At 46.2% G+C, this 4,783-nt stretch carries 5 protein-coding genes; 1 reads left to right on the top strand and 4 read right to left on the bottom strand.

Annotated elements, in window-relative coordinates:
- Positions 1–204: 204 nt before the first annotated feature.
- From ilvN to QT987_RS29345, 4 genes are all read right to left on the bottom strand, one after another.
- Positions 205–723 carry an acetolactate synthase small subunit gene (ilvN, locus tag QT987_RS29360; protein ID WP_041622928.1) on the bottom strand — a complete coding sequence of 173 codons (519 nt, stop codon included), beginning with the start codon at positions 721–723 and terminating at the stop codon, positions 205–207.
- 716 nt (positions 724–1,439) lie between these two features.
- The gene (locus QT987_RS29355) at positions 1,440–2,252 is read right to left on the bottom strand and encodes a carbon-nitrogen hydrolase family protein (protein ID WP_333246976.1); all 813 of its coding nucleotides are present in this window, start codon (positions 2,250–2,252) and stop codon (positions 1,440–1,442) included.
- 252 nt (positions 2,253–2,504) lie between these two features.
- Complete coding sequence (gene psaJ, locus QT987_RS29350) at positions 2,505–2,633, bottom strand: photosystem I reaction center subunit IX (protein ID WP_106151078.1); 129 nt, start codon at positions 2,631–2,633, stop codon at positions 2,505–2,507.
- A gap of 119 nt (positions 2,634–2,752) precedes the next feature.
- Positions 2,753–3,241, bottom strand: a complete 489-nt coding sequence (locus tag QT987_RS29345; protein WP_333172718.1) for a Photosystem I reaction center subunit III — start codon at positions 3,239–3,241, stop codon at positions 2,753–2,755.
- Between the two features lie 330 nt (positions 3,242–3,571).
- Between QT987_RS29345 and tsaD the strand changes: the two genes are divergently transcribed.
- Positions 3,572–4,645, top strand: a complete 1,074-nt coding sequence (gene tsaD / locus QT987_RS29340; RefSeq protein ID WP_333246974.1) for a tRNA (adenosine(37)-N6)-threonylcarbamoyltransferase complex transferase subunit TsaD — start codon at positions 3,572–3,574, stop codon at positions 4,643–4,645.
- Positions 4,646–4,783: the final 138 nt, after the last annotated feature.

The raw sequence follows: 4,783 nt of genomic DNA, 5'->3' as shown, positions 1-4,783 counted from the left end.
GGGCGTCCCGCCCGTCCAAAAAGGCCGGGCGGGACGCCCATCCCACAATCTTGTGGAAGTTATTTAATTCTCATTCCTAATTAGTCAGGAGTCGTTAGTCATTGGTCATCAGCCATTGGTAATTGGTAGTTGGTAATAAGAAGTCGAAAGTTAAAAGTTAAAACATTCCTTCTGACTAATGACTAATGACTAATGACTAATGACTTAAACTTTCGCTTCCAAGGACTTGAGAAACTCAGTATTTACCCCCGACTCGCGCGTCAGGGCAATTTTCCCAGTACGAGCAATTTCCTTAATCCCAAATCTATTCAGCACCTGGACGATCGCCACCATTTTACCGGGATCTCCGACAACTTCCAATGTCAGCGTATCATCACCAATATCCACCACTCGCGCTCTAAAAATTTGAGCTAACTCAATGATCTCCGATCGCGTCCCGCTAGCAGCATTAACTTTCAGCAACATCAACTCCCGTTCCACACAGGGAATTTCCGTTATATCCTGAACTTTAAGCACGTTAATCAACTTGTACAGTTGCTTTGTCAACTGTTCGATAATTTGGTCATCTCCCGGTACAACCATCGTAATCCGAGACACTCCCCCTTGTTCCGCCGGGCCAACGGCCAGACTTTCAATATTAAAACCCCGACGGGCAAACAAACCAGCAATTCGAGTGAGGACACCCGCTTCATCTTCAACTAAAACCGAAAGAGTGTGTTTCATCAGAAAATTGGGTAGAAACCTCGTCCTTTTAGGACGGCTTTATATTACAATATAATTGGTCAACGACCCACCCGAGACGATGGATCAAACAGCCTATACGAGCGAAGTTCAGCCCGAGGTGCTGGCGGCGAAGCAAAATCGGTAGACCGGTTCAAGAGGATAGGGCAATGGTAAACATCCCTAGAATCAAAACGAAGAAGAATTCCGTTTGGTATTCGACACATAAAAACCGCAGGGCTTGCGGGGTTAGTCTGTGGAGCGAACATAAGACCAAATCTCTTTTAGGGTGGAGGCAGTTGCGAAGAAGCAGAAATTCAAATCGTGAGGTTTGGGAATCCCTGTCCGCGACGGTCGGGGTGGATGTCAATTCTCCAAAAAGACGCATTTCGTGCAATTCTACTTTCGCTAATTCGCCTTTTAGCAGAAGTGCACGCCCATTGAACCTGCCTTAGACATTTTATCGCGAGTTATTGGCCGTTCATCTGCGGGAAAAAACAATATATTAAGCTGTGGGGGCCAGAGTCACCTCCGATCGACAATATTACTCATAGATCGGCGTAAATCCGCCCCCACCCGCTTATTATTGTCGATCGCACCCACATGATCTAAGTTTTTTTGTGTACGAACCTACACAATTACTTGAGCGAATAAAAACTTGAAAGGTCGGGCGGCCCACTGGGACTGAAATTTTGAGACCAATTGGTCTCAAAAATCCTTCAGAGAAAAACCCGGTGTTGCAGGGAGGGCATTTGGCGGCGGACTTGTTCTAGTCGATCGGGATTAATTTCTGCAATTGCCACACCCGGTTCGTCTCCAGCATCCGCCAAAACGGCACCCCAAGGGTCTATAATCATCGCGTGACCGTGTGTTTGACGGCGGCCGTAGTGGTGTCCAGTCTGTGCCGGGGCAATCATATAACAAGTATTCTCGATCGCCCTAGCTTGCAACAAAACCTTCCAGTGATCCTTGCCAGTGTAAGCAGTAAACGCCGCCGGCACGAACAAAATATCAGCCCCCTTGTACGACAAATGCCTGTACACTTCCGGGAACCGCACGTCATAGCACACCGAAAGTCCCAGCGTCCCCAAATCCGGCGACACATAAACAGGCGGCAAATCTTCACCAGCTTTCACAGTGTTCGATTCCCTGTAAGTAATGCCGTCGGGAACATCCACATCGAACAAATGTACTTTTCTGTACCTTGCCACTTCAGTGCCGTTTGGGTCTACCAGCAAACAAGTATTGTATACCTTCCCCCCGGTCGTCGGCACTGGAAATCCGCCGCCCAGAATCGTTACCTGGAACCGTTGGGCCATCGTTTTGAGGAATTTTTCGCTTTGGAGTCCGATCGCCTCTGAAGAAGCAATTTTTTCCTCCTCTTCTCCCATGAACGAGAAATTTTCTGGTAAGGAAACTAACTCCGCACCCCGACGCACTGCCAGGTCGATTAATTCCTCTGCCTGAACCAAATTTTTTTGCAGGTCAGGCAAGCTAGTCATTTGAATTGCTGCGGCGAGATAAGACTTCATCGATTCAAAATATTAGTCAATAGTCAATAGTCATTAGTCATTAGTCATTAGTCATTAGCCATTGGGAACTAATTTGATAACTAAATAGTTTAGATCCTTGGGTTTTACCCATCTCGGCGCTGGTTTTGCCCGAACTGGTATGGTTTGAGAGTTTTGATATTTGAGTTTTAAATTAGCCTGTAACTCATAATTCAAAAATCAAAACTCTCAACTTTTACCTTCTAGGTTTTGCAACCTAATTTCCTTCAAATCTTACGGCATCGGATGGAAAAGCAGGTCGGGGAAAAAGCGGTTGAATTCAATTAAAGCCGCGCCTTGAATAGATAGCCAAAGGATAGCCAATACTGGTGCGGTCGAAAGAAACTTGACAAAGTATTGCATGAATTCTGCTCCTGAAAATTCGAGACAGTTAGTAATTGCCGATCGGTCTAGCGTGCTAATTGCTAATTTCTAGTTAATTACTTAACTGTTAGCTATTAGCTCTTCTCCATTTCCCAATTTTAGCGGGGGGAAACAGTAATTTCGTCGTCCTTCGCAAACATTTCACCGCTGGTGATTGATGTGAGAGCTGCCAGAGGCCATAAAACGCCGCTCAGCATACATTTGATTGCCAAAGGAACGTCGATAATAATCTCTTTTTCCTCTGGGGTTGCTGATTTTTTGGTAACTTGCAGATAAGAACGGCCTACCCAACCAATCCAACCAGCCATATACAAGAACAGTATGCTAGGAATCAAAAAGTCCCCTGCTTTGCTCAAGTTGCCGTCTACGATTAAGTGCGGGTATCCTTCCGGGCCGCACATAGCTTGAGAATAGCGATCGAACCGCGCTTTCGCAGATGCGGGGTCGCCATTGGTTGAACGTGCATTTTTAGCCAGTTCCTTGAATTCGGGAGAGTCCTTGCACGGCACTAAATTGTAAGCCGAAGCAACTGGAGCAAAACTGAACCAGACACTCAACACTAAAATTGCAGCAAACAATCGTCGCATGGAATTGTTTCCTTTTGTTACAAAACAATAAGTTTTTGTACAAGCATTTCAACTTGCCAATCTGGAATCCAGATTACCGTGTTTGTTGACAGTGTAAAGTATCCATCATTGATGTGGCAAAGCCCAATAGAATGAGGGATTCCCGTTCTCATAGGTCAATGCTGAGCTAGCAATACCGCGAGGATATTCCTTCATTGCATCCGATGATGGTCTTACCTGTCGATCGGGCAAAAATCCCTTAACAATAACCTGAGTACAGGTAGAGCGGGGGACTTGCGCCGAATTAGTTAAGCTAGCAATAACTAACCTATCAAATAAAATTAGCAGTTAATGGCAACCATTTTCGCGATCGAAACAAGTTGTGACGAAACAGCAGCAGCAATTGTTAAGAATCGTCAAGTTTGCAGCAATGTTGTAGCATCACAAATTAAAATCCACCAGCAGTATGGCGGAGTAGTGCCGGAAGTGGCTTCGCGGAGTCACCTAGAAATGCTCAATCAGGTAATTGCCCAGTGTCTCGGTGAAGCAAACCTCAGTTGGTCAGAAATTGACGGCATTGCAGCGACTTGTGCCCCCGGTTTAGTAGGTGCATTGTTAGTCGGGCTGACAGCGGCGAAAAGCTTGGCAATAGTCCATCAAAAACCTTTTTTAGGCGTCCACCACCTCGAAGGGCACATCTACGCTTCTTACCTTACCGAACCCGACTTGCAGCCACCGTTTTTGTGTTTGTTAGTTTCCGGGGGACACACTAGCTTTATTTACGTCAAAGATTGCGGCGTTTATGAAACAGTAGGACAAACACGCGATGACGCCGCCGGCGAAGCTTTTGATAAAGTTGCGAGACTGTTGCAGCTAGGATATCCCGGCGGGCCGCTGATTGACAAATTGGCCGCCCTTGGCAATCCCCAAGCATACCCTCTACCAGAAGGCAGAATTTCCTTGCCTGGTGGCGGCTATCATCCCTACGACAGTAGTTTTAGCGGCTTGAAAACCGCTGTTTTGCAATTAGTACAGAAACTCAAGAAACAAAATAACAATGTGGGTGCGGAAGGCATCTTACCTGCCTCTACAATTAATGATATTGCGGCCAGCTTTCAGGAAACAGTAGCCAAGGGTTTAACAAAAAGAGCGATCGACTGTGCCGTAAATTTCGGGCTTACCACTATTGTAGTCGGCGGGGGAGTTGCAGCAAACAGCGGACTCCGAAAACACTTACAAGCAGCAGCAGCCAAACACAACTTGCGGGTATTGTTTCCGCCATTAAAATATTGTACAGACAACGCAGCAATGATCGGCTGTGCGGCGGCCGAACACTTGCAGCGAGGACACACCTCACCGCTGACTTTGGGAGCAAATTCAAGAATGGCTGTCAGCGATATTATGGAAATGTACAAGAGTCATTAGTTATTATACGAATTTTTTATGAGGCTGCATAGAATCTGATCCCCCCTAGCCCCCCTTAATAAGCAGGGTGGATTAATTGTCAAAAGAGTAAACCAGTGGGGCTAGGCTATTTGCTGACGAGCACGCGCCAGATTTAAT

The sequence above is a fragment of the Microcoleus sp. SVA1B4 genome, from assembly GCF_036700545.1.
Lineage (GTDB): Bacteria > Cyanobacteriota > Cyanobacteriia > Cyanobacteriales > Microcoleaceae > Microcoleus.
This window is presented reverse-complemented; position numbering and strand designations above follow the sequence as displayed.

Bases quoted from the DNA above. Each gene is read 5' to 3' on its own strand.
- ilvN (WP_041622928.1), bottom strand. From the start codon at position 723: ATGAAACACACTCTTTCGGTTTTAGTTGAAGATGAAGCGGGTGTCCTC.
- QT987_RS29355 (WP_333246976.1), bottom strand. From the start codon at position 2,252: ATGAAGTCTTATCTCGCCGCAGCAATTCAAATGACTAGCTTGCCTGAC.
- psaJ (WP_106151078.1), bottom strand. From the start codon at position 2,633: ATGCAATACTTTGTCAAGTTTCTTTCGACCGCACCAGTATTGGCTATC.
- QT987_RS29345 (WP_333172718.1), bottom strand. From the start codon at position 3,241: ATGCGACGATTGTTTGCTGCAATTTTAGTGTTGAGTGTCTGGTTCAGT.
- tsaD (WP_333246974.1), top strand. From the start codon at position 3,572: ATGGCAACCATTTTCGCGATCGAAACAAGTTGTGACGAAACAGCAGCA.